The sequence below is a fragment of the Pseudomonas palmensis genome, from assembly GCF_049942755.1.
In the GTDB taxonomy this organism is placed as follows: domain Bacteria; phylum Pseudomonadota; class Gammaproteobacteria; order Pseudomonadales; family Pseudomonadaceae; genus Aquipseudomonas; species Aquipseudomonas palmensis.
In genome coordinates this window covers 622,349-644,548 of record NZ_CP187958.1, presented here as the reverse complement: position 1 = coordinate 644,548, position 22,200 = coordinate 622,349, and the positions used below count along the sequence as shown (strand labels likewise).

At 64.7% G+C, this 22,200-nt stretch carries 20 protein-coding genes; 11 read left to right on the top strand and 9 right to left on the bottom strand.

All coding sequences use genetic code 11. The features are described from left to right. Window positions 1-190: 190 nt before the first annotated feature. From ACPRTJ_RS02905 to def, 3 genes are all read left to right on the top strand, one after another. Window positions 191-382, top strand: coding sequence for a CsbD family protein (locus tag ACPRTJ_RS02905; protein ID WP_043864177.1), 192 nt, complete (start codon window positions 191-193; stop codon window positions 380-382). A gap of 167 nt (window positions 383-549) precedes the next feature. Further along, on the top strand, window positions 550-1,533 hold the full coding sequence (locus tag ACPRTJ_RS02900; protein WP_043864176.1) for a YihY/virulence factor BrkB family protein: 984 nt from the start codon (window positions 550-552) through the stop codon (window positions 1,531-1,533). After that, window positions 1,523-2,062 carry a peptide deformylase gene (gene def / locus ACPRTJ_RS02895; RefSeq protein ID WP_043864175.1) on the top strand — a complete coding sequence of 180 codons (540 nt, stop codon included), beginning with the start codon at window positions 1,523-1,525 and terminating at the stop codon, window positions 2,060-2,062. The genes ACPRTJ_RS02900 and def overlap by 11 nt, the downstream gene beginning before the upstream one ends. Here def and ACPRTJ_RS02890 read toward each other — a convergent pair. Then, window positions 2,014-2,466 carry a GNAT family N-acetyltransferase gene (locus ACPRTJ_RS02890; protein ID WP_043864174.1) on the bottom strand — a complete coding sequence of 151 codons (453 nt, stop codon included), beginning with the start codon at window positions 2,464-2,466 and terminating at the stop codon, window positions 2,014-2,016. The genes def and ACPRTJ_RS02890 overlap by 49 nt on opposite strands. Window positions 2,467-2,748: 282 nt before the next feature. On the opposite strand from ACPRTJ_RS02890, the gene ACPRTJ_RS02885 reads away from it, so the two are divergent. Continuing rightward, on the top strand, window positions 2,749-3,006 hold the full coding sequence (locus ACPRTJ_RS02885; protein ID WP_043864173.1) for a DUF2790 domain-containing protein: 258 nt from the start codon (window positions 2,749-2,751) through the stop codon (window positions 3,004-3,006). A gap of 3 nt (window positions 3,007-3,009) precedes the next feature. Here the strand turns inward: ACPRTJ_RS02885 and ada are convergent, their stop codons facing one another. From ada to ACPRTJ_RS02870, 3 genes are all read right to left on the bottom strand, one after another. Then, window positions 3,010-4,080 (bottom strand): bifunctional DNA-binding transcriptional regulator/O6-methylguanine-DNA methyltransferase Ada, encoded by a 1,071-nt coding sequence (ada, locus tag ACPRTJ_RS02880; RefSeq protein WP_043864172.1) that lies wholly within the window; start codon window positions 4,078-4,080, stop codon window positions 3,010-3,012. A 93-nt stretch (window positions 4,081-4,173) separates the two neighbouring features. After that, a complete protein-coding gene (locus ACPRTJ_RS02875; RefSeq protein WP_054914952.1) occupies window positions 4,174-4,797 on the bottom strand; it encodes a DNA-3-methyladenine glycosylase family protein in 624 nt (207 codons plus the stop codon). 152 nt (window positions 4,798-4,949) lie between these two features. Then, a complete protein-coding gene (locus ACPRTJ_RS02870) occupies window positions 4,950-6,275 on the bottom strand; it encodes a PLP-dependent aminotransferase family protein (RefSeq protein WP_426428001.1) in 1,326 nt (441 codons plus the stop codon). An 88-nt stretch (window positions 6,276-6,363) separates the two neighbouring features. Here ACPRTJ_RS02870 and ACPRTJ_RS02865 point away from each other — a divergent pair, with 88 nt between their 5' ends. The 4 genes from ACPRTJ_RS02865 to ACPRTJ_RS02850 all read left to right on the top strand — a co-directional run bounded on the left by ACPRTJ_RS02865 (window position 6,364) and on the right by ACPRTJ_RS02850 (window position 8,703). After that, window positions 6,364-7,320, top strand: a complete 957-nt coding sequence (locus ACPRTJ_RS02865; protein WP_043864169.1) for a threonine dehydratase — start codon at window positions 6,364-6,366, stop codon at window positions 7,318-7,320. Window positions 7,321-7,377: 57 nt separating this feature from the next. Beyond that, window positions 7,378-7,632: a type II toxin-antitoxin system HicA family toxin gene (locus ACPRTJ_RS02860; RefSeq protein ID WP_081315179.1), complete on the top strand. Its 255-nt coding sequence runs from the start codon at window positions 7,378-7,380 to the stop codon at window positions 7,630-7,632. Then, window positions 7,629-7,961, top strand: coding sequence for a type II toxin-antitoxin system HicB family antitoxin (locus tag ACPRTJ_RS02855; protein WP_043864168.1), 333 nt, complete (start codon window positions 7,629-7,631; stop codon window positions 7,959-7,961). The genes ACPRTJ_RS02860 and ACPRTJ_RS02855 overlap by 4 nt, the downstream gene beginning before the upstream one ends. A gap of 82 nt (window positions 7,962-8,043) precedes the next feature. Continuing rightward, the gene (locus ACPRTJ_RS02850; protein ID WP_078481629.1) at window positions 8,044-8,703 is read left to right on the top strand and encodes a LysE family translocator; all 660 of its coding nucleotides are present in this window, start codon (window positions 8,044-8,046) and stop codon (window positions 8,701-8,703) included. A 193-nt stretch (window positions 8,704-8,896) separates the two neighbouring features. Here the strand turns inward: ACPRTJ_RS02850 and ACPRTJ_RS02845 are convergent, their stop codons facing one another. Genes ACPRTJ_RS02845 through ACPRTJ_RS02835 form a run of 3 tightly spaced genes read right to left on the bottom strand, consistent with a single transcriptional unit; the run spans window position 8,897 to window position 11,143 of the window. Next, window positions 8,897-9,676 carry a helix-turn-helix domain-containing protein gene (locus tag ACPRTJ_RS02845; protein ID WP_054914949.1) on the bottom strand — a complete coding sequence of 260 codons (780 nt, stop codon included), beginning with the start codon at window positions 9,674-9,676 and terminating at the stop codon, window positions 8,897-8,899. A gap of 9 nt (window positions 9,677-9,685) precedes the next feature. Next, a complete protein-coding gene (locus tag ACPRTJ_RS02840) occupies window positions 9,686-10,156 on the bottom strand; it encodes a MaoC family dehydratase (protein WP_043864165.1) in 471 nt (156 codons plus the stop codon). A 42-nt stretch (window positions 10,157-10,198) separates the two neighbouring features. Continuing rightward, entirely contained in the window at window positions 10,199-11,143 is a 945-nt protein-coding gene (locus ACPRTJ_RS02835; protein ID WP_213607511.1) for an alpha/beta hydrolase, read from the bottom strand. Between the two features lie 201 nt (window positions 11,144-11,344). On the opposite strand from ACPRTJ_RS02835, the gene fadD2 reads away from it, so the two are divergent. Further along, window positions 11,345-13,033 carry a long-chain-fatty-acid--CoA ligase FadD2 gene (gene fadD2 / locus ACPRTJ_RS02830; RefSeq protein ID WP_043864163.1) on the top strand — a complete coding sequence of 563 codons (1,689 nt, stop codon included), beginning with the start codon at window positions 11,345-11,347 and terminating at the stop codon, window positions 13,031-13,033. A 283-nt stretch (window positions 13,034-13,316) separates the two neighbouring features. Next, entirely contained in the window at window positions 13,317-15,014 is a 1,698-nt protein-coding gene (gene fadD1, locus ACPRTJ_RS02825) for a long-chain-fatty-acid--CoA ligase FadD1 (RefSeq protein ID WP_043864162.1), read from the top strand. A 90-nt stretch (window positions 15,015-15,104) separates the two neighbouring features. Here the strand turns inward: fadD1 and ACPRTJ_RS02820 are convergent, their stop codons facing one another. Both ACPRTJ_RS02820 and ACPRTJ_RS02815 read right to left on the bottom strand, forming a co-directional pair. Beyond that, on the bottom strand, window positions 15,105-16,412 hold the full coding sequence (locus tag ACPRTJ_RS02820; RefSeq protein WP_054914947.1) for an NAD(P)/FAD-dependent oxidoreductase: 1,308 nt from the start codon (window positions 16,410-16,412) through the stop codon (window positions 15,105-15,107). Between the two features lie 27 nt (window positions 16,413-16,439). After that, entirely contained in the window at window positions 16,440-17,804 is a 1,365-nt protein-coding gene (locus tag ACPRTJ_RS02815) for a glutamine synthetase family protein (RefSeq protein ID WP_426427997.1), read from the bottom strand. Window positions 17,805-18,247: 443 nt separating this feature from the next. Here ACPRTJ_RS02815 and hrpA point away from each other — a divergent pair, with 443 nt between their 5' ends. Next, complete coding sequence (gene hrpA / locus ACPRTJ_RS02810) at window positions 18,248-22,159, top strand: ATP-dependent RNA helicase HrpA (RefSeq protein ID WP_054914945.1); 3,912 nt, start codon at window positions 18,248-18,250, stop codon at window positions 22,157-22,159. Window positions 22,160-22,200: the final 41 nt, after the last annotated feature.

The following is a 22,200-nucleotide window of genomic DNA, read 5'->3' as shown; positions in this document are numbered from 1 at the left end:
TGGTGCCCGATTCTAGGCAAAGCCGACAGCCCCTGGCGCAGGCCAGGCACGATTGGGTGCGATATTCGCCCGCTGTTTATCCATTGTGGGAATACACACCGCCCAAAAATATTTGAAACTCTCGCAGAAGCGGGCGGGTCCACTGACTGTCGACACTGACAGCTATCTGTTCCCCTTCAGGAGAAATGCCATGAGCAGCACTTCGGACAAAGCAAAAGGCTTGGCCAACGAAGCGGTAGGCAACATCAAGCAAGGCGTGGGCAAGGTGACCGATAACGATAAACTGCGCGCCGAGGGCAAGGCCCAGGAAGTCAAGGGCGAAACCCAGCAGGCAGTGGGCAAGGCCAAGGATGCGGTCAAGGATGCTGTGAAAAAGCCCTGACCGGCTGCGCGTGTAGCCGATAACGGCCATCTTCGGGTGGCCGTTCTGCTGTCTGTGGCAATCAATCGTAACCTCACAGACGTGGTCTACTAGACTACCGTCAGGTAAAACACCCCCCCAACGCTTGGATTACTGCCTATGACAGTGGAGCGGCGAAAGGAGACGCTATGATTTTCCCCAACTTGCACGGCCTGCCGTTGCATCGTGTTCTGGTGCGCACGGTAAGCGAGTTTCTCGATGACGAGATGTCCACCTATGCGTCGGCCCTGGCCTACCAGATGCTGTTTTCGCTGTTCCCCTTCCTGCTGTTCCTGATCGCCCTGATCGGGTTTCTGCATCTGCCCGACTTCTTCACCTGGCTGCGCCTGCAGTCGGAACTGGTGTTGCCGCCCCAGGCGCTGGAGCAGGTCAACCCGGTGATCGACCAGTTGCAGCAATCCAAGGGCGGGCTGCTCTCGGTAGGTATCGTGATCGCCCTGTGGACCGCGTCGGCGGGCGTGCGCCTGATGATGAGCGCGATGAACGCCGCCTATGACGTGGTGGAAGGGCGCCCGGTGTGGAAGCGCATCCCGCTCTCGGTGCTGTATACCGTCGGAATCGCCGGCATGCTGCTGGCCGCCGCCGCCTTGATGGTGCTCGGCCCGCAGGTGATGGAATGGATCGCCTCGCAGGTAGGCATGCAGGAGTTCATCGTCACGCTGTGGACCATTCTGCGCTGGCCGGCCATCATCATCCTGATGATGGTGGCGGTGGCATTGATCTATTACGTGATGCCCGATGTGGAGCAGGAGTTTCGCTTCATCACCCCCGGCTCGGTACTGGCGGTGGTGGTGTGGATCATCGCGTCGCTGGGGTTTGGCTACTACGTCAAGACGTTTGCCGACTACAACGCGATGTACGGCAGCATCGGTGCGATCATCGTGCTGTTGCTGTACTTCTATATTTCTGCCGCAGTATTGCTGCTGGGGGCGGAGATGAACGCGGTGATCGAGCACATGTCGGCCGAAGGCAAGGACCCTGGCGAGAAGGAAATGCCCGACGACGATGCGCCGGAACATGATAAAAAGCATGTTTCCGGGCTGGGGCGCGATCACTCCATCCCGTCCGATTCCGCGCCTGAACCCGTGAGCCGAGCCCCGCATGATTCGTGACATCCTGAAGATGGGCGACGAGCGCCTGTTGCGTGTTGCACCGCCCGTACCGGCCCGCCTGTTCGGCACTGCCGAGCTGGAGCAGCTGATTGCCGACATGTTCGACACCATGCAGCACGTGGGCGGCGTGGGGCTGGCGGCGCCGCAGATCGGGGTCGACCTGCAACTGGTGATCTTCGGCTTCGAGCGTAGCGAGCGCTACCCGGATGCCGAGCCCGTGCCGCAGACCATTCTGCTCAACCCGGTGATCACCCCGGTGGGCACCGAGGTCGAGGATGGCTGGGAGGGCTGCCTGTCGGTGCCCGGCCTGCGCGGCGTGGTCAGCCGCTACCGGCACATTCGCTACAGCGGGGTCGACCCGCAGGGCCAGCCCATCGAGCGCTCGGCAGAGGGTTTTCATGCGCGGGTGGTGCAGCACGAATGCGATCACCTGATCGGTCGCCTGTACCCCTCGCGCATTCATGACTTCAGCAAGTTCGGTTATACCGAGGTGCTGTTCCCGGGGCTGGACCCGGCCAGCGACGACTGATCCCGCGCCAACGCGATCAACGATTTGCTGCGCTGATAGCGCGCCAGACGCTCATTGAGCTGCAGCGGCAGTGCGCCGGCAGGGCTGAACCCCAGTGGCTGGTAGAAGGCCAGCAGGTCCGGGTGGCAGAACAGCCACACCGTGCCCGGCTTGCCGGCGCAGGCATGCTCGATCAGTTGTCGTGCAATGCGCCGGCCGCGCCAGGCGGGTGCCACCAGCAAGCCGGTCAGCCAGAACCCCTCGGGTACCGCGCTCATGTTCACTGCGGCGACAAGCTCACCCGCACGCGCCACCCAGGCCTCGCCCTTGGCACTGGCACGCATGGCCGTACCTTCGGCGCGATAGAATTTGTTCAGCAAAGGGCGCTCGGCAGCGCTTAGCAGGCTGTAGCGTATTTCACTCACGGCGGTTTCCAGCAAGGGCTCTGGCACGGGCTTTTACACGGGCTTGGGTAGGCTGTCGAGGGCTTGCCGTGCGGTTATTGTTACCGAGGCGGTAACAGTGAATGTCCGGCTTCGGGCTTCAACCACCTTCGCAACCTTATAAACTTGACCCATCCCAGCAACTAGAAGCGTAACGGGATCGGTACTTCGTGTTATGTCCATTCGTTGATATGACAACTTCTCCGCGCCAACTCGGCTGATGAAGTCAAACACTTCGTTTGATTGCTTTGCAGGCCTAATACCATGAAAACCTTACTTGCACTTGTATTGGTGGGTGTCTCTTCGTTCGCCTTGGCGGACGAGGTCAAGACCGCTGCTGCGCAGCCGGTGGTCGAGCAATATGACTATTCGACCAACCTGGACATCGCCCGGGTGATCAGCCTCTCGACCCTGCCCAATGTCTGCGAAGTGGTGCCGGCCACCATGACCTATGAAGACCATCAGGGCCAGCGCCACACCATCGAATACCGCGCCATGGGCGATGGCTGCAGCCAGGGCTGATCATCACAGGTCACTGGGCTGTTGTTCTCGGGCCAGGAGCGCCTGCTTGCGCTCCACGCCCCAGCGGTAGCCGGACAGGTTGCCATCACTGCGTACCACCCGATGACAGGGCACTGCCACCGCCAGGCTGTTGGCGGCGCACGCCTGGGCCACCGCCCTGACTGCCCTAGGCGCGCCAATGCGCTGGGCGATCTCGGCGTAGCTGGCGGTGCTGCCTGCCGGGATGCTGCGCAACGCCTGCCACACCCGCTCCTGGAAGGCCGTGCCGCGCAGGTCCAGTGGCAGGTCCAGGCCCAGGGCGGGCGCTTCTATGAACCCCACCACCTTGGCCACCCACTGCTCGAATTCGGCGTCGGCGCCAATCAGTTCGGCTTTGGGAAACTTGTCCTGCAGGTCGTGCAGCAACGCCTCGGGGTCGTCGCCCAGCAGGATGGCGCACACCCCGCGCTCGCTTTGGGCCACCAACAGCGCGCCGAGTGAGCACTGGGCAATGGCAAAGCGGATCGAGGCATTGGCGCCGCCCGCGCGATAGGCGGCCGGGGTCATGCCCAGCCGGGCGTTGCTGTCTTCGTAGAAACGGCTGTTGGAGTTGTAGCCAGCCTTGTACAGGGCGTCGGTGATCGAGCCCGGCTGCTCAAGCTGCCGGCGTACCTTGTGCGCGCGTCTGGCATTGGCGTAGGCCTTGGGGGTGAGGCCGGTCGCGGCCTTGAACACCCGGTGGAAGTGATACGGGCTCATGCCGACATGGGCGGCCACTTGCTTGAGGCTGGGCTCGACCTCGGCCGTTTCGATCAGCTGGCAGGCCCGGGTGACCTGGGTGGCATGCTGCTCGGCCAGTTGGCGCGGGTCGGCGGCGTAGTGCCGGCTGGGGCGATAGCCGGCGGCCTCGGCCTGGGCGGCAGTGTCGAAGAACTCGACGTTCTCCGGGCGCGGCAACCGTGACGGGCTGGAGGCGCGGCAGTAGACCCCGGTGGTGCGAACCCCATAGACGAAATCATCATCCGCCGCGGCGTCGCGGGCCAGCACGGCTTGCCAGCGTGGGTCGTTGACATCGATCGAAGGTGTGCGGGGCATGGCGTATGGCTCTTGGCTGAGGGCGATGTGGTGAGGGTAGGTGGTGCCGTGCGGGGCGGCACTCCGGGTCTTGCGGTGGAATTCGCCCGGATTTCAGCCGGTGGCGGGAACGCGCCACAGGTACCAGGCGGCCACGGTGCGATACGGGCTCCACGGGGCGCCCAGTTCCAGCATCTGTTTGCGCGTGGGCTGGGCGGGCAGGGCGAACAGGCGACGGTAGCCTTCGCGCACGCCAAAGTCATCGGCGGGCAGGGTGTCCATGTGTTCAAGGGTGTAGATCAGCAGCATCTCCACGGTCCAGCGTCCAACCCCGCGCAGTTGCGTCAGGCGCTCGATCAGGCTGGTTTCGTCGAGACGGCGGGCCAGCTCATGGTCGGGTACCAGGCCGTCGAGGCGAGCCTGGGCGATGCCCTGGATAGTGGCCAGCTTGCTCGCGGAAAACCCGCAGGCACGCAGTTGCTCGGGCGCGGTGGCCAGCAGTTGCTCGGGGCTGGGGAAGGCCTGCCCGGGGTACAGCGCCAGGAACCGCCGCAGGATCGCTTCGGCGGCCCTGGCGTGCAATTGCTGGTAGGCAATCGACCTGACCAGCGCCTGATACGGGTCGCGGGTGGGCAGCGTTTGGTGCAGGCATGGGCCGATGCGCTCGATATGCGCGGCCCACTTCGGGTCGAGGCTGGCCAGGTGGGCGCAGGCCTGGGTGTAGAACAGCGGGTTCATGCCGGTTTCCGTGGGTAAGGGAGCAGGTTCAGTGTAGAAAAGGTGACTGGGGTTTCACTCCGGATGTTGCGATTGAATTGGAGGGCCTCTTCGCCGGCACCGGTACCGCGTTCACTGCAGGAGCCGGCCTTGTCGGCGAAGGGGCGGCCCGCTCACCCTGAAACCACTTCCGCCACCCTTTCCAGCGCCTGCTTCAACTGCGCCCGGCTCTGCGCCGCCGACAGGCTGATGCGCACCGCTGCCCGGTCGCCCTGGCGCACCGCGAACACCTCGGCTGGCACCACTGCCACGCCAGCATCACGGCACGCTGTGGCGCGCACACCGTTGACCCAGACATGCGGCGAAGGCACATCCCCCACCAATGCCTTGCCCAGTATCCGCCTGGCCATCCGCCAGCGCTGACCCACTTCTTCACGCTGCCAGGCCACGCGTCGCGCCGCGGTGCCGTCATCGATCCAGCGGCAGGCGATCTCCAGGTCCAGCGGCGACACCGGCCAGTGTGTTGCCTGGGCATGCGGGTCGATGCGCGCCAGCAACTCGGCGCTGCCGACGATCCAGCCCAGGCGCAAACCGGCCGCGACGCTCTTCGACAGGCTGGTGACCAGCACGCCGCGCCCGCCCACCTGTGCCAGCAGCGCCGGGGTATCGGCCAGGGCACCGTAGACATCATCCTCGATCAAGGTCAGGGCATGGCGCTCGATCACTGCGGCAATGGCGGCCTGGCGCGCAGCGCCCATGCAGGCGCCGGTGGGGTTCTGCAGGGTCGGCGTCAGCACCACGACCCGCGCGCCGGTGGCACGTGCGACACGGTCCAGGTCGTCGGGCAGGATGCCCTGGCCGTCCAGCGCAACCTCGTGCAACGGCAGGCGCAATTGTCGACAGGCCGCCTTGATGCCGGGTGCGGTCAAGGCCTCGACCATCACGGCGTCTCCGGGCTGGCACAGCGAAAGCAGCACGTTGAACAACCCCAGCTGGGCACCGCCGCACAGCAGCACCTGGCGCTCGTCCAGTTGCAGGCCGCGCCGGTGCAGCCAGGCGGCGCCCTGAAGGCGCCCGCGCAGCAACTGTTCGGCACCCAGGTAATGCTCGAGCTGGCCGGCAGGGCCTTGTTCCAGCAGATGGCGCAAGGCATGCGCCAGGTCGGGGCTGCTGTCGTCGGCCACCGGCACATTGGTCGACAGGTCGATCTGCGTCGCTTGCTGGCCGGGTTGCTTGAGGCGGAACAGCGTTGCTTCCTTGCTGCCCGCCAGCACGTAGGTGCCTCGCCCTACCTCCCCGGACACCAGATGCCGGGCCGCTGCCTCGCGGTACGCCTGCTGGGTGGTGCTGGGGTTCAGGCCCAGGTTCCAGGCCAGGCGCCGCTGCGGCGGCAGGCGCTCGCCCACTTTCAGCTCGCCGCTTTCGATCGCCCGCGCAATCGCCTCGACCAGTTCGAGGTAGCGGGGCAGGGAGGTGTCGCCTAGGGTGGGGGTCCACATTTATTGTTGGCCATGCAATATAAGGGTTCACCCATACAATGCGGCGCGACTAGGATCAGGTCAATTCCCCTGGCCATCGAGGTGCCTCATGTTCGACCTGTCCGCCCTGCGCGACGCTGCCCGCCTGGTACACACCCGCGTTCCTGCCACGCCCCAGTACGCCTGGCCGCGCCTGGCCGAACGCGTGGGCTGCCAGGTGTGGGTCAAGCACGAGAATCACGCGCCCACCGGTGCCTTCAAGGTTCGCGGCGGGCTGCTGTACGTGCAGGCGCTGCTGGCGCGCTCACCCACGGTGCGCGGGCTGGTCACCGCCACCCGTGGCAACCACGGGCAGAGCCTGGCGCTGGCGGCGCGCAGTGCCGGGTTGCCGATCATCATCGTGGTGCCCGAGGGCAACTCGCGGGAAAAGAATGCCGCCATGCGCGCGCTGGGTGCGCAACTGGTGGAGCATGGCGCCGATTTCGACCTGGCGCGGGCCGAGGCGGCGCGACTGGCGCAGGTGCACGGCTATGAAAGCGTGCCGCCGTTCCACCCGGACCTGATCCGCGGCGTGGCCACCTACGCGCTGGAGCTGTTCGAGGCCGTACCGGCGCTGGACTGCGTGTACGTGCCGATCGGCATGGGCTCGGGCATCTGCGGGCTGATTCGTACCCGTGACCTGCTGGGGCTGCACACCGAGATCGTCGGGGTGGTGTCCACCGAGGCCGATGCCTTTGCCTCGAGTTTCGAGCAGAACCGCATCGTCACCACCGAAACCGCCAACACCTTCGCCGACGGCATGGCATGCCGCATGCCCTTGCCCGAGGCGTTCGAGATCATCCGCCAGGGCGCGGCGCGGGTGGTGCGCGTCAGCGACCCTGAAATCGCCAACGCCATGCGCATCTTCCACGAAGACACGCACAACACCGCCGAAGGCGCCGGTGCGGCGGGGCTGGCGGCGTTGTTGCAGGAGCGCGAGCGCCAGCAGGGGCGCAAGGTGGCAGTGGTGCTCAGTGGCGCCAATATCGACCGGGAGCGGTATGCGCAGGTGCTGGCGGGTCACTGAAAGATCCTGAATGACTCCTTTGGAAAAAATGCTATCTTATTTTGATAGCATTTTCCGATGAACAATCGATATCGAAAGACCCTCGATGCCATTTTTCGGATACCGACCCTTTCTTCTGTGGTCTTCTCCGATATTGAAGCGCTGGTTCTCCATCTTGGGGGGCGGGTCATCGAGCGTGAGGGCTCAAGGCTCAAGCTGGTGCTGGGCGATCAGCAGTGGCGCTGCCACCGCCCGCACCCAGGCAAAGAGGCCAAGCGATATCAGGTTGAAGAAGCTCGTGAATTTCTCTCGCGGGCAGGAGTTCAGGTATGAGCAGCATGACTTACAAGGGCTATTCGGCCCGTGTCGAATACGACGCACGCGACGATATCTTCGTCGGGCGGGTACTCGGGGTTCGAGACATCATCAGTTTTCACGCAAGCTCCGTGAGTGCGCTGCATGAAGCGTTTAGCTTGGCGCTTGAAGACTACCTGGCCGATTGTGCTGAACAGGGCATCGCTCCCGAGAAACCGGCTTCTGGCAAGGTGATGCTGCGTATCCGGCCAGAGGTGCACGCCGCTGCCAGCATCGCGGCGCAGGCTGCAGGCAAGAGTCTCAATCAATGGGCCGATGAGGTCTTCGAGCGGGCCGCGCGGGCCTGAGCACGGCAATTTCTTCCAATACAACACCCTCCATCACTGAGTCTAATGGCGCCTGCCCTTCATCGTCGGTAGTCGAGCGTTCATGCCATTTTCCAACGGATTTCTTCTCAGCCTGTCGTTGTGCCTGGATATCGGCGTGGCCAATATCGCCATGATCACCCTGGCCATGCAGCGCGGCTTTCTGCAGGGCTTCTGGCTGGGGCTGGGCACCTGTGTGGGGGATCTGATCTATGCCGTGGCGGCATTGCTCGGCATGACCGTGCTGCTGCAGTTCACCAGCGTGCGCTGGGTGTTGTGGGTGGGCGGTTCGCTTTTGCTGGTGTGGTTTGCACTGAAGATGCTGCTGGCCGCCTGGCGCGGCAATGCGCATATGGACACCAGCCAGCAGGTGGTGCGCGAATCGCCCTGGCGCGAGTTTCTGCGCGGCATCTTTCTGGCCATGTCTTCGCCCAGCGCGATCCTGTGGTTTGCCGCGGTCGGCGGGGTGCTGATCTCGCGCTCCGGCGCAGGCGGCATGCTCGAGGCCGGGTTGTTTCTCAGCGGGTTCTTCATTGCCGGGCTGCTGTGGTGCGCGTCGCTGTGCACCTTGGCCAGCCACGGCGGGCGCCTGCTGGGCGACCGTCTGCTGACCTGGTCGTACCTGGCCTCGGCGGGCATCTTCTGCTATTTCGCGGTGTACGTGATCGTATCGGGCTACCGCGAATTCATCCTCGCCGCGCCGGTCGCCGGGGCGGGTCTATAATCAGTCGGTCACCGGCAAGCAGGTGTCGCGCTCAGCGGAGGGCCTGTCATGAAAGGTCTGGATGCGAAAAAATCGGTCAAGAAGAAACCCGCCAAAACCGCCAAGGAAAAGCGCACGGCAAAACGTTCCAAGGACGGGACGGCAGGCTTTTTGCCGCATTGACCGGTCAGGGCTGCGCCAGCAGCTCTTTTGCTTATGAAGGCTTGAACGCCTGCCAGTAATGATGGGGCGTGGCGCCCATTACCCGGCGAAAACTGTTGATGAAATGGCTCTGGTCGTAGAAGCCCAGAAGCTGGGCCACGTCCAGCGGGTGCAGGCCGGCGCGCAGGCAACGGCGTGCCTCGATCAGGCGCAGTTGCATGTGGTACTGCAGCGGTGCCAGCCCTGTGGCCTTCTTGAAGCTGCGCACGAAGTGGTACTTGCTCAACCCGGCCACCTGCGCAAGCTCGTCCAGCTCAAGCTTGTGCCCCAGGTGCTGGCGCATGAACTGCAGCGCCTGGGCCAATGCGTGGCTGTATTCGCCGGGCCTGCCGGGCGACTGCTCCAGCCATTGCGCCAGCAGGGCCAACAAGGCTTCCTCCTGATGGCCGGAGTGTGCCGGCGCACGGGCGAAGGCCACGATCGCCTGGCACAGCGCAGGCTGGTCGAACACGCCTTGCTCGAACAGCGGGCTGTTCAGGTTGTTCTGGCTGACCAACCGGGCAATCGCCTCGGGCGCCATGTGCAGGCTGATGTACTCCACGCCTGCCGGGTCGAAGGTGGAGGCCTGCACCGCCAGCGGGTTGTACAGGGTCACCTGACCCGGCGCCGCCTGCAGCTCACGTCCGTCCAGCCAGATCTGCTCGCAACCGCTCAGGTTAACGCCCAGCACATACTCGTCATGGGCATGACGCGGAAAGCTGGCGGCGCTGGCCCTGACCCAGTAGGCCTCGACCAGGCCGCCCGCCTGCAGGTGCTCGGTAACCAGCGCCATGGGACGCTATCAGCCGATGGTGATCGGCGGCGGGCTCACCAGATCGACGCTCTGCTGCTTGCGCGGGGCGAGGATCTCGGCTTCGCCGTCCACCACCAGTTCGTCGTGCTGGTTGAACACGCGGGTGGCAATGCGCACGCGGAACTTGGGCAGCTTCTCGAGGATTTCCAGGCGCACGGTCAGGGTGTCGCCGATCTTCACCGGCTTCTGGAAGCTCATCTGCTGGCCCAGGTAGATGGTGCCGGGGCCGGGCAGTTCGCAGGCCACTGCGGCACTGATCAGCGCGCCGCTGAACATGCCGTGGGCAATGCGTTCCTTGAACATGCTCCTGGCCGCGAATTCGGCATCCAGGTGCACCGGGTTGTGGTCACCGGACATCGCGGCGAACAGCTGGATGTCGCGTTCTTCGACCGTCTTGCTGAAGCTGGCGGTCTGGCCCACTTCGAGGGCTTCGTAAGGCGTGTTGGTGACCTGGGTCATGCAGGCTGTTTCCTTCAAGGTTCGGACAAGGTGCGTACTGTATCACTCGCTGCGGGCAGGGCGGCCCTGGGTCAGCCCCTGCTCGAGCCAGGCGATGAGCGCCGCCGTCACCTCGTCACGGTTGGTTTCGTTGAGCAGTTCATGGCGTGCCTGCGGGTAGAGCTGCAATTGCACGCGCTGATTGCCGGCAAGGCGCAGGGCGCCGACCAGATCCTTCAGACGCTTGCCGGCGCTCACCGGATCACATTCGCCGCCCATCACCAGGATCGGCAGGTTGGGATCGATCTGTGCCAGGTGCCGCGGCTGGCTGATGTGTTCCAGGCCCATCAGCAGGTCGACCCACAGGCGGTTGGTGCAGCGAAACCCGCACAGCGGGTCGGCCACGTAGGCGTCGACCTCGGCGCTGTCGCGGCTGAGCCAGTCGAAGCCCGTGCGGTTGGGCTTGAACGCCTTGTTGAACGAACCGAACGACAGCCAGTCGATCAGGGCGCTGCGTCCCAGCGGGCCCTGGCGCCAGGCTTCGAGGCGGGCGATCACGCAGGCCGCGCGGTACAGCGCCGGTGGCTGGAAGTTGGAGCCGCTGAGCACCGCCCCCTGCAGGCTGGCGCTGTGGTGCAGCAGGTAGGCCTGGACGATGTAGCTGCCCATGCTGTGGCCGAACAGGAACAGCGGGGCGCCCGGGTGCTGCTGGCCGATGTGCTGGGCCAGGCTGGCCAGGTCGTTGACCACGCTGTCCCAGCCCTGGTGGCTTGCGAACAGCCCCAGGGTGCCGTGTTCGGCGGTGCGCCCGTGGCCGCGCTGGTCGTGGGCATACAGCGCGAAGCCGGCAGCGCTCAGGGCCTGCCCGAGGCGCTGGTAGCGCCCGGCATGCTCGGCCATGCCATGGGCCAGCAGCACCACGGCCCGGATCGGCGCGGCGGGCAGCCATTGATACACATGCAGGCTGCAATGGTTGCTGGCCGGCAGCCAGAACACGTCGTGGTTCATGGCGGTTCCCTTGCGCAAGTGGCTGATCCTGCAAGTGTATAGCCCATTTGTGTAATTGAACGGATGATGGCAACAAGATTCAGAATGTTAATGACAGGTCTTGGCATGTTTGCCCCCTGCGGCTTAACTGCTAACGTCGGCACACGATGCGATTTTCTGCATGCAGGCAGCCCACAGGCTCAGGAATGAGGACAAGAATAAATGCAAGCTGACTTCTGGAATGACAAGCGCCCCGCGGGCGTGCCCTCACATATCGACCTGACTGTCTACAAGTCGGTGCTGGAGGTGTTCGAGCGCTCCTGCAAGCGCTTCGCCGACCGCCCGGCGTTCACCAACCTGGGCGTCACCCTGACCTACGCCGATCTGGATCGCCAGTCCGCGGCCTTTGCCGGCTACCTGCAACAGCACACCGACCTGGTCCCGGGTGATCGCATCGCGGTGCAGATGCCCAACGTGCTGCAGTACCCGATTGCCGTGTTCGGCGCGATGCGCGCCGGGCTGATCGTGGTCAACACCAACCCGCTGTACACCGCGCGCGAGATGCGCCACCAGTTCAAGGACTCCGGCGCCCGTGCCCTGGTGTACCTGAACATGTTCGGCAAGCTGGTGCAGGAGGTGCTGCCCGATACCGGCATCGAGGTGCTGATCGAGGCGAAGATGGGCGACCTGCTGCCGCTGGCCAAGGGCTGGCTGGTGAACACCGTTGTGGCACGGGTCAAGAAGATGGTGCCGGCGTATCACCTGCCCCAGGCGGTGCCGTTCCGGCAGGTGATGCGCCAGGGCCGTGGCCATGCGCTCAAGCCGGTGCAGGTGACGCTCGATGACGTGGCGGTGCTGCAGTACACCGGCGGCACCACCGGCCTGCCCAAGGGCGCGATGCTCACCCACGGCAACCTGGTGGCCAACATGCTGCAGGTGCTGGCGTGCTTTTCGCAGCTGGGGCCGGACGGGCAGAGAATGATCAAGGAAGGCCAGGAGGTGATGATCGCGCCGCTGCCGCTGTATCACATCTATGCCTTCACCGCGAACTGCATGTGCATGATGGTCACCGGCAATCACAACGTGCTGATCACCAACCCGCGCGACATACCGGGCTTTGTCAAAGAGCTGAAAAAGTGGCGCTTCTCGGCATTGCTGGGCCTGAACACGCTGTTCGTGGCACTGATGGAAAATCCGGATTTCAAGAACCTGGACTTCTCCTCGCTGAAGGTCACCAACTCCGGCGGCACGGCGCTGGTCAAGGCCACTGCCGAGCGCTGGGAGAGCATCACGGGGTGTCGCATCGTCGAAGGCTATGGCCTGACCGAAACCTCGCCGGTGGCCAGCACCAACCCCTACGGCCAGCAGGCGCGCCTGGGTACGGTCGGCATACCGCTGCCCGATACCGCGTACAAGGTGATCGATGATGACGGCAACGAGCTGGCCCTGGGCGAGCGCGGCGAGCTGTGCATCAAGGGGCCGCAGGTGATGAAGGGCTACTGGCAGCGTCCGGACGCCACCGCCGAGGTGCTCGATGCGCAGGGCTGGCTCAAGACCGGCGATATTGCAGTGATCGACCCGGACGGCTTCACGCGCATCGTCGACCGCAAGAAGGACATGATCATCGTGTCGGGCTTCAACGTGTACCCCAACGAGATCGAGGACGTGGTGATGGCGCACCCCAAGGTGGCCAACTGCGCGGCCATCGGAGTGCCGGACGAGCGTTCCGGCGAGGCGGTGAAACTGTTCGTGGTGCCACGCGATGGCGGCGTGAGCGTCGAGGAGCTCAAGGCCTACTGCAAGGCCAACTTCACCGGCTACAAGGTGCCCAAGCAGATCGTGCTGCGCGATTCGCTGCCGATGACCCCGGTGGGCAAGATCCTGCGCCGGGAATTGCGTGATATCGCCTGAAAGCCATTCGCCGGCAAGGCCGGCTCCTACTTTGCCGTGTAGGAGCCGGCCTTGCCGGCGAAGCTTTTGCTGAATAGACCCTTTACTCTAAAAATGACTACTGGGTATTCGTTAGTCATTTATGTGACTTTGCGGCCCACTTTGGCTCTAGGCGCCCTCTGGCAAAGCTGCTACTCTCGGCGCGCTTCTGATGCTTCGGTTTGTAGCAATCCGTCATCACATATCAATAATAATCGCGTCGACTGCGGAGAAGATTTCGCTGTTGCTGGAGGAGTGGGCTTCCATGATCGAACACTTTTGGAAGGATAAGTACCCAGCCGGGGTTGCCTCGCAAATCAATCCTGATGAGTATCCGAACATTCAAGCGGTATTGAAGCAGTCCTGCCAGCGTTTCGCCGACAAGCCGGCGTTCAGCAACCTGGGCAAGACCCTCACCTATGGCGAGCTGTATGAGCTGTCGGGGGCGTTTGCCGCCTACCTGCAGCAGCATACCGACCTGCAGCCCGGTGACCGCATCGCGGTACAACTGCCAAACGTATTGCAATACCCCGTGGCCGTCTTCGGTGCGATGCGCGCCGGGCTCATCGTGGTCAACACCAACCCGCTGTACACCGCGCGGGAGCTGGAACACCAGTTCAACGATTCCGGTGCCAAGGCGCTGGTGTGCCTGGCCAACATGGCCCACCTGGCCGAAAAGGTCGTTCCCAAGACCCAGGTCAAGCACATCATTGTCACCGAAGTGGCCGACCTGCTGCCACCGCTCAAGCGTCTGCTGATCAATAGTGTGATCAAGTACGTGAAAAAGATGGTGCCGGCCTACCACCTGCCCAAGGCCGTCAAGTTCAACGATGCGCTGGCCAAGGGGCAGGGCAAGGCGGTCAACGAAGTCAGCCCCGACAGCGGCGATGTCGCCGTGCTGCAGTACACCGGTGGCACCACGGGTGTGGCCAAGGGTGCGATGCTGACCCACCGCAACCTGGTGGCCAACATGCTGCAATGCCGTGCGCTGATGGGCTCGAACCTGGGCGAGGGCTGCGAGGTGCTGATCACGCCGCTGCCGCTGTACCACATCTATGCCTTCACCTTCCATTGCATGGCGATGATGCTGATCGGCAGCCACAACATCCTGATCAGCAACCCGCGCGACCTGCCGGCGATGGTCAAGGAACTGTCCAAGTGGAAGTTCACCGGCTTCGTCGGCCTGAACACCCTGTTCGTGGCCCTGTGCAACAACGAGACCTTCCGCAAGATGGACTTCTCGGGGCTCAAGCTCACCCTGTCGGGCGGCATGGCCCTGCAGGTGGCGGTGGCCGAGCGCTGGAAGAGCGTCACCGGTTGCTCCATCTGCGAAGGCTACGGCATGACCGAGACCAGCCCGGTGGCGGCGGTCAACCCGGCCGAGCACAACCAGATCGGTACCATCGGCATTCCGCTGCCGTCGACCCTGTGCAAGGTGATCGACGACAATGGCAAGGAGCTGGCGCTGGGCGAGATTGGCGAGCTGTGCATCAAGGGCCCGCAGGTGATGAAGGGCTACTGGCAGCGCGAAGAGGCGACCACCGAGATCCTGGATGCCGACGGCTGGCTCAAGACCGGTGATATCGCGGTGATCCAGACCGATGGCTACATGCGCATCGTCGACCGCAAGAAGGACATGATTCTGGTGTCTGGCTTCAACGTTTACCCGAACGAACTCGAAGACGTGCTGGCGACCCTGCCGGGCGTATTGCAGTGCGCCGCCATTGGCGTGCCGGACGAGAAATCGGGCGAACTGATCAAGATCTTCATCGTGGCGCGGCCGGGTGTGACCCTGACCAAGGACCAGGTGATGGAGCACATGCGCGCCAATGTCACGGCGTACAAGGTGCCGCGCCTGATCGAGTTCCGCGATGCCTTGCCGACCACCAACGTGGGCAAGATCCTGCGGCGCGAGTTGCGCGATGAAGAGTTGAAGAAGCTGGGCCTCAAGAAGATCGCCTGAGGTTTAACCTTCGGGCCTCATCGCGGGTCAAGCCCGCTCCCACAAGGACAGTAGTGATCCCTGTGGGAGCGGGCTTGACCCGCGATGTTTTCAACGCAGCTTCTCAAGCATCTGGTAGTACCACATCCCCGCCGCCAGCAATGGGTTGCCCAGCACATCGCCCATCGGCACCTTGATGTGGCTGCAGCCGGCAAAGGTATCGAATCGGCTCAATGTGCCGGTGATCGCTTCGGCCATGATCTCGCCCATGATGTGGCTGGTGGCAATGCCATGCCCCGAATACCCCTGGCAGTACCACACGTTGTCCGACAGCTTGCCCAACTGCGGAATGCGGTTGACCACGATGCCCATCGCGCAGCTCCACTGGAACTCGATCGGCACGCCCTTGAGCGCCGGAAAGGTCGCCTCGATGCACGGGCGCAGCTCCCCCGCGATATCCCGCGAATCACGTCCCGAGTAGTTGGCCCCGCCACCGAACAGCAGGCGCCCGTCTGCGGTCATGCGGTAATAGTCGAGCACGAAGCGGCAGTCGTACACCGCCAGGTCCTGCGGGTTGAGCTTGCGGGCCAGCTCGCCCAGTGGGGTGGTGGTCACGATGCCGCCCATGGCCGGGAAGATCTTGCCCTTGAGCTGGGGCTTTTCCAGCTTGTGGTACACGTCGCCGGCCAGCATCACCTGGCGTGCGTTGACCCGGCCCTTGGCCGTGACAACCGCAGGTTTGTCGCCATGCACGATCTCCAGCACTTCGGAGTTCTCGAAGATCAGCGCGCCCAGTTGGTGCGCTGCCCGCGCCTCGCCCAGGCACAGGTTGAGCGGGTGCAGGTGCAGGTTGCGCAGGTTCTTCAGCGCGCCCAGGTACAACGGGCTGTCCAGGTGCTGGCGCACCGCCTCGCGGTCGAGCATCTGCACCTGCTCGCCCATGCCGCGCCGCTGGGCTTCGTCGGCGAAGGCCTGCAGTTCGGTCATGTGCGCAGGCTTCATGGCCGCGTGCAGGTGGCCGTGCTTGAGGTCGCAGTCGATGGCGTAGCGTTCGACCCGTTGCTGGATGATGTCGTGGCCGCGAAAGCGCAGTTGCCAGATGAAATCGTCCACGTCATCGCCCAGGCGCTTGCGCATCTGTTTGCGCATGGCCTCGTCACCCGACAGGCTGCCGGTGACCTGGCCGCCGTTGCGCCCGCTGGCGCCCCAGCCGATACGGTTGGTTTCGACGATGGCCACCTTCAGGCCGCGCTCGGCCAGTTCCACCGCGCTGGCCACGCCGGTGAAGCCGCCACCGATGATCACCACGTCGACCTCGACCGTGCCCTGCAGGGTCGGGTACTGGGTGGTGTCGTTCAGGCTGGCGGTGTAGTAGGAGGCGCTGCGCTGGGCGGTGCCGTGGTTGAGGGCTGCATTCATGGGTGTGTTCCTTGAAGAATAGGGGGCTCAGGCCTGGGTCAGGTACCAGCGCCAGTCCTGCTCGCCGACCTCGGCCATGAACTGGCGGTACTCGGCGCGCTTGACCGCCAGGTACACCCCGAGGAAGGCCTCGCCGAACGCTTCGCGCGCCCAGCTGGAGCGCTCCAGCGCGGTCAGCGAGGTCAGCCAGTCGGTGGGCAGCAGCGTCTTGGCCTGGGCGTAGCCGTTGCCCTGCACCGGGGCGCCGGGGTCCAGTTGCTGGCGGATGCCATGGTGGATGCTGGCCAGAATGGCTGCGGCTGCCAGGTACGGGTTGGCATCGGCGCCGCAGATGCGGTGTTCGATATGTCGGGTGTTGGCCGGCCCGCCGGGCACGCGCAGGCTCACGGTACGGTTGTCCACACCCCAGGTCGGCGCCAGCGGTGCATAGCTGTTGGCCTGGAAGCGGCGATAGGAGTTGGCGTTGGGGCAGAACAGCAGCAGCGAGTCGAGCAGCATGGCCAGCATGCCGCCCACCGACTGGCGCAGCAGGGGCGTGCCGGCCTTGTCTTCGCTGGCGTACAGGTTGTGGCCGGCGGCGTCGGCCAGGCTCACGTGCATGTGCATGCCGGTGCCGGCCAGGTGCTCGAACGGCTTGGCCATGAAGCAGGCCTGCATGCCGTGCTTGTGTGCCACGCCCTTGACCAGGCGCTTGTAGCGCACCGCCTGGTCCATGGCCAGCAAGGCGTCGCCGTGCTCCAGGGTGATCTCCACCTGGCCGGGGGCGTATTCGGAAATCGCGGTACGCGCAGGGATGCCCTGGGCCTTGCAGGCGCTGTACAGGTCGGCCAGAAACGGTTCGATCTGCTCCAGCTCGCGCAGGCCGTATACCTGGGTGGCGCGGGGGCGACCGCCGTCGGTATCCAGTGCCGGTTGCGGGTGGCCCAGGTGATCGCGCTTCTGGTCGAGCAGGTAGAACTCCAGCTCGCAGGCCATTACCGGCTCATAGCCATCGGCCTTGAGCGCGTCGATCACCTTGGCCAGCAGTTGGCGTGGGTCGGCGACGGTGGCCGGCAGGCCTTCGCTGGGGTGCATGCTCACCTGCAATGCCGCCGTGGGGATCTGCCGCCACGGCATGCGCACCAGGCTGCCGGCCAGCGGGTATGCGCGGCAGTCGATATCGCCCACGTCCCACACCAGCCCCGAGTTCTCCACATCGTCGCCATTGAGGGTCAGGCCGAGGATGGTGCTGGGCAGCGGCCGCCCGCTTTCATACACGGCCAGCAGTTCCTCGCGGTGCAGCAGCTTGCCGCGGGGCACGCCGTTGGCGTCGAGGATGAACAACTCGATCATGTCGATATCGGGGTTGGCGGCCAGGAAATCCTCGGCCTCGGAAACAGGGGCAAACTGCATGGTGCACTCGCTTACGCCGTGGCGGCGTACAGGATCGCGCGCCAGTGGGCACGTCGATCGGTCGACAGGGTGGCCGCAACCGGGCCAGCGGTATCAGTGGGGTGCGAGGGCGGTATCTGGTGGGCGGGCATGGCGGCAATGCCACAAGGCCCAGAACGCGAGGATGCTATTGAACAGCGGATTTTCACCGGGGCGCGCCCGCACCTTCGGGAACGAAGGGCGCATCAGGGGGCGGGGCGTACACGCTGGCAAAGTCATGCACGGATACTCCCACGCGTGGGAAGGTTCATTAAATCGGCCTTTGTATACCTTCAGTTAATCAATGGCTAAACAATGGCCCTGCATGGCGAACCGTGCCGTGGCAGGGCAAATCTGCGACAATCCCCGACCAAACTACGCCGATCATGTGAAAGCAGGCTCACCTGCATTATTAAAAAGACGTCATGACTGACCAGAACGCCGCCATCGAGCAACTGCTGAAAAACCTTGACCACGCCATGATCGCCGAGCGCCATCGCCTGCGTCGGCAACTGCATGACCTGCGCAAGCGCCCCGACGAGGCCAAGCTGGCCCAGTGGGCCGCCCGGGTACAGGCCTCCTGCGACCAGGTCGCCGCGCGCAAGGCCAGCGTGCCGCGCATCCACTACGACGACAGCCTGCCGATCGCGGCCAAGCGTGACGAAATCAAGAAGGTGCTGGCCGCCCACCAGGTGCTGATCATCGCGGGCGAAACCGGCTCGGGCAAGACCACCCAGTTGCCCAAGATCTGCCTGGAACTGGGCCGCGGCCAGCATGGCCAGATCGCCCACACCCAGCCGCGCCGGATTGCCGCGCGCAGCGTGGCCACCCGCGTGGCCGAAGAGCTGGGTACGCCGCTGGGCGCGCTGGTCGGCTACCAGGTGCGCTTCGAAGACCAGAGCGATGCCAACACCCTGGTCAAGCTGATGACCGACGGCATCCTGCTGGCCGAAACCCAGCACGACCGCTTTCTGGAACGCTACGACACGATCATCGTCGACGAAGCCCACGAACGCAGCCTGAACATCGACTTCCTGCTCGGCTACCTCAAGACCCTGCTGCCGCGGCGCCCCGACCTCAAGGTCATCATCACCTCCGCGACCATCGACCTGGAGCGCTTTTCCAGGCACTTCAACGATGCGCCGATCATCGAGGTGTCCGGGCGTACCTACCCGGTCGAGACCTGGTACCGGCCGCTGACCAGCGAGCAGGACGAGGAGGGCAACCGCGTCGAGGACGACCTGACCGTCGACCAGGCGATCCTGGCCACCCTCGACGAGATTGCCGCCCATGAGCGCAGCATCGGCAAGGGCCCGGGCGACGTGCTGGTGTTCCTGCCCGGCGAGCGCGAAATTCGCGATGCCGCCGAGATGCTGCGCAAGGCACAGCTACGCCACACCGAAATCCTGCCGCTGTATGCACGGCTGTCGCCGGCCGAGCAGCAGAAGATCTTCCAGTCCCATCCGGGGCGGCGCGTGGTGCTGGCCACCAACGTTGCGGAAACCTCGCTGACCGTACCGGGCATTCGCTACGTGATCGACAGCGGCACGGCGCGCATCAGCCGCTACAGCTACCGTGCCAAGGTGCAGCGCCTGCCCATCGAGGCGGTGTCCCAGGCCAGTGCCAACCAGCGCAAGGGCCGTTGCGGGCGGGTCGAACCGGGCATCTGCGTGCGCCTGTACAGCGAGGACGACTTCAATGGTCGGCCCGCCTTTACCGACCCCGAGATCCTGCGCACCAACCTGGCCGCGGTGATCCTGCAGATGCTGCACCTGCGCCTGGGCGAGATCGACGCCTTCCCGTTCATCGAGCCGCCGGATGGCAAGGCCATCAGCGACGGCTTCAACCTGCTGCAGGAACTCTCGGCAGTCAATCGCGAGAACCAGCTGACCCCGCTGGGCCGCCAGCTGGCGCGCCTGCCGGTGGACCCGCGTCTGGGCCGCATGCTGCTCGAAGGCGCCAAGCAGGGCAGCCTGCAGGAGTTGCTGATCGTGGCCAGTGCACTGTCGGTGCAGGACCCCCGCGAGCGTCCGCCCGAGCGCCAGCAGGCTGCCGACCAGGCCCATGCGCAGTGGAAGGACAGCGACTCGGACTTCGCCGCGCTGGTCAACCTGTGGCGCGGCTTCGAAGAACAGCGCCAGGCCCTGACGGCCAGCCCGCTGCGCAACTGGTGCCGCAAGAATTTCCTGAATTACCTGCGTCTGCGCGAATGGCGCGATGCACACCGGCAACTGAGCCTGATCTGCCGCGACCTGCAGTTGAGCATCAACAAGGAGCCGGCCGACTACCCGCGCCTGCACAAGGCGATTCTGTCCGGGCTGCTCAGCCAGATCGGCCAGAAGACCGAGGACGGCGACTACCTGGGCGCGCGCCAGCGGCGCTTCTGGGTACACCCGTCCTCGGGCCTGGGCAAGAAACGCCCGCAATGGCTGATGACCGCCGAACTGGTCGAGACCACCAAGCTGTATGCGCGCATGGTGGCCAAGATCGAGCCGGACTGGATCGAGCCGCTGGCCGGGCACCTGATCAAGAAGAACCACTTCGAACCGCACTGGGAGAAGAAGCGCGGCCAGGTGGTGGCCTTCGAGCAGGTCACGCTGTACGGCATGATCGTGGTCGGCCGGCGCCCGGTGCACTACGGGCCGATCGACCCGCAGGCCTCGCGCGAGCTGTTTATCCGTCAGGCCCTGGTGGGCGGTGAGATCCAGTCGCGGGCCAAGTGCCTGGCGGCCAACACGCGCCTGCTCGAGCAGCTCGACGAGCTGGAGGCCAAGGCCCGCCGGCGCGACATCCTGGCTGATGAAGAGACCCTGTACGCCTACTACGAGGCGCGCCTGCCGGCCGAGATCCACCAGACCGCGACCTTCGACAGCTGGTACCGCGTCACCAGCCAGAAAGACCCGCAGTTGCTGATCATGCGCGAAGAGGACGTGCTGGCCCGCGAGGCCAGTGAAGTCACCGCCACGCAGTACCCCGATACCCTGCGCATCGGCGACCTGAGCCTGGCGCTGAGCTATCACTTCGAACCCAACCACCCCCGCGACGGCGTTACCGTGAGGGTGCCGGCGCCGCTGCTGCCCAGCCTGCCGGGCGAGCGCCTGGAATGGCTGGTGCCGGGGTTGCTGGAAGCCAAGTGCATTGCGCTGGTACGCAACCTGCCCAAGGCCTTGCGCAAGAACTTCGTGCCGGTGCCCGACTTCGTCAAGGCCGCCTTGCAGCGCATGACCTTCGCCGACGGCTCGCTGCCCCAGGCGCTGGGCCGCGAACTGCTGCGCATGACCGGTGCGCGGGTCAGCGACGAGGCCTGGGCCGAGGCGGCTGCGCAGGTGGAAGGCCATTTGCGCATGAACATCGAAGTGGTCGATGCCCAGGGCAAGTTCCTGGGTGAAGGCCGCGACCTGACCGAGCTGACGGCGCGCTTCGTTGCTGCCAGCCAGGCCGCGCTGGCCGTGCCGCAATCGGCCAAGGCCCAGCAGCCGGTGCAAGCCAAGGTGTTTGCCGAGGTGGCCCAGACCGCCCAGCAGAAGATCGCCGGGCTGTCGATGACGGTGTACCCGGCGCTGGTGGAAGAGGGCGGTACGGTCAAGGAAGGGCGCTTCTCGACCCAGGCCGAAGCGGAGTTCCAGCACCGCCGAGCCTTGCAGCGGCTGCTGCTGCAGCAACTGGCCGAGCCGGCGAAGTTCCTGCGCGGCAAGCTGCCGGGGCTGACCGAACTGGGCCTGCTGTACCGCGAGCTGGGGCGTGTCGATGCGCTGGTCGAGGACATCCTGCTGGCCAGCCTGGACACCTGCATCCTCGACGGCGAGAGCAGCCTGCCGCGCGACGGTGCCGGGCTTGCTTCGCTGGCCGAACGCAAGCGCGGCCACTGGGCCGATCACGCCGAGCGCCTGGCCCGCCTGACCCTCGAGATACTCAAGCTCTGGCACGGTCTGCAGAAGCGCTTCAAGGGCAAGATCGACCTGGCCCAGGCCGTGGCGCTCAACGACATCAAGCAGCAACTGGCCAACCTGGTGTACCCGGGTTTTGTGCGGGAAACCCCGGGCATCTGGCTCAAGGAACTGCCGCGCTACCTCAAGGCAGTGGAGCTGCGTCTGGAAAAACTCGGTTCGCAGGTGCAGAAGGACCGCGTGTGGAGCGGCGAGCTTAGCGGTCTGTGGGCACAGTACAAGGCGCGTGCCGACAAGCATGCCCAGGAGGGCAAGCGCGACGAGCAACTGGTGCTGTACCGCTGGTGGATCGAGGAATACCGCGTGTCGCTGTTTGCCCAGCAGTTGGGTACCAAGGTACCGATTTCCGACAAGCGCCTGGCCAAGCAATGGAGTCTGGTGGAAGCCTAATCCCCGGAACTTGTGGCACACTTGGCGAACTTCGCTACCGT

Excerpts from the sequence above, each read along its gene's own strand:
- def (WP_043864175.1), top strand. The coding sequence starts at position 1,523 with ATGATTCGTGACATCCTGAAGATGGGCGACGAGCGCCTGTTGCGTGTT.
- ACPRTJ_RS02845 (WP_054914949.1), bottom strand. The coding sequence starts at position 9,676 with ATGGCGCTGGTTACCGAGCACCTGCAGGCGGGCGGCCTGGTCGAGGCC.
- ACPRTJ_RS02860 (WP_081315179.1), top strand. The coding sequence starts at position 7,378 with ATGAACAATCGATATCGAAAGACCCTCGATGCCATTTTTCGGATACCG.
- ACPRTJ_RS02885 (WP_043864173.1), top strand. The coding sequence starts at position 2,749 with ATGAAAACCTTACTTGCACTTGTATTGGTGGGTGTCTCTTCGTTCGCC.
- ACPRTJ_RS02835 (WP_213607511.1), bottom strand. The coding sequence starts at position 11,143 with ATGAACCACGACGTGTTCTGGCTGCCGGCCAGCAACCATTGCAGCCTG.
- ACPRTJ_RS02850 (WP_078481629.1), top strand. The coding sequence starts at position 8,044 with ATGCCATTTTCCAACGGATTTCTTCTCAGCCTGTCGTTGTGCCTGGAT.
- hrpA (WP_054914945.1), top strand. The coding sequence starts at position 18,248 with ATGACTGACCAGAACGCCGCCATCGAGCAACTGCTGAAAAACCTTGAC.
- fadD1 (WP_043864162.1), top strand. The coding sequence starts at position 13,317 with ATGATCGAACACTTTTGGAAGGATAAGTACCCAGCCGGGGTTGCCTCG.
- ACPRTJ_RS02840 (WP_043864165.1), bottom strand. The coding sequence starts at position 10,156 with ATGACCCAGGTCACCAACACGCCTTACGAAGCCCTCGAAGTGGGCCAG.
- ACPRTJ_RS02900 (WP_043864176.1), top strand. The coding sequence starts at position 550 with ATGATTTTCCCCAACTTGCACGGCCTGCCGTTGCATCGTGTTCTGGTG.
- ACPRTJ_RS02815 (WP_426427997.1), bottom strand. The coding sequence starts at position 17,804 with ATGCAGTTTGCCCCTGTTTCCGAGGCCGAGGATTTCCTGGCCGCCAAC.
- ada (WP_043864172.1), bottom strand. The coding sequence starts at position 4,080 with ATGCCCCGCACACCTTCGATCGATGTCAACGACCCACGCTGGCAAGCC.
- ACPRTJ_RS02870 (WP_426428001.1), bottom strand. The coding sequence starts at position 6,275 with ATGTGGACCCCCACCCTAGGCGACACCTCCCTGCCCCGCTACCTCGAA.
- ACPRTJ_RS02875 (WP_054914952.1), bottom strand. The coding sequence starts at position 4,797 with ATGAACCCGCTGTTCTACACCCAGGCCTGCGCCCACCTGGCCAGCCTC.
- ACPRTJ_RS02820 (WP_054914947.1), bottom strand. The coding sequence starts at position 16,412 with ATGAATGCAGCCCTCAACCACGGCACCGCCCAGCGCAGCGCCTCCTAC.
- ACPRTJ_RS02865 (WP_043864169.1), top strand. The coding sequence starts at position 6,364 with ATGTTCGACCTGTCCGCCCTGCGCGACGCTGCCCGCCTGGTACACACC.
- ACPRTJ_RS02905 (WP_043864177.1), top strand. The coding sequence starts at position 191 with ATGAGCAGCACTTCGGACAAAGCAAAAGGCTTGGCCAACGAAGCGGTA.
- fadD2 (WP_043864163.1), top strand. The coding sequence starts at position 11,345 with ATGCAAGCTGACTTCTGGAATGACAAGCGCCCCGCGGGCGTGCCCTCA.
- ACPRTJ_RS02855 (WP_043864168.1), top strand. The coding sequence starts at position 7,629 with ATGAGCAGCATGACTTACAAGGGCTATTCGGCCCGTGTCGAATACGAC.